This window comes from Pseudomonas sp. PNPG3 (assembly GCF_023093815.1).
GTDB lineage: Bacteria > Pseudomonadota > Gammaproteobacteria > Pseudomonadales > Pseudomonadaceae > Aquipseudomonas > Aquipseudomonas asiatica.
On sequence record NZ_JALLKV010000158.1, the window covers coordinates 1 to 345 of the forward strand.

Genomic DNA, 345 nt, shown 5'->3' on the forward strand with positions numbered 1-345 from the left:
GCATCTGCCTTACAAGCAGAGGGTCGGCGGTTCGATCCCGTCATCACCCACCACTTCCTGAGATGTTCCTGGTGCTTCAGGTTTCGCAAGAAACCGATAGCCAGAGAGGAACGCACTGCGCAGCGGTAGTTCAGTCGGTTAGAATACCGGCCTGTCACGCCGGGGGTCGCGGGTTCGAGTCCCGTCCGCTGCGCCATTTTTTAGTATCAGATGGGTGCCTGGCACCGGTCTGAAGCCACAAGGTAAACGCCTTGGGCTGATCCCAGTTTCAATCGGGCGAAAGCCTGAACGATACGCAGCGGTAGTTCAGTCGGTTAGAATACCGGCCTGTCACGCCGGGGGTCG

Annotated in this window: 1 tRNA gene; it reads left to right on the top strand. The window is 58.6% G+C overall.

Annotated features, from left to right (window positions below):
* Positions 1-119: 119 nt before the first annotated feature.
* A tRNA-Asp gene (locus MJ643_RS30550) sits at positions 120-196 on the top strand.
* Positions 197-345: the final 149 nt, after the last annotated feature.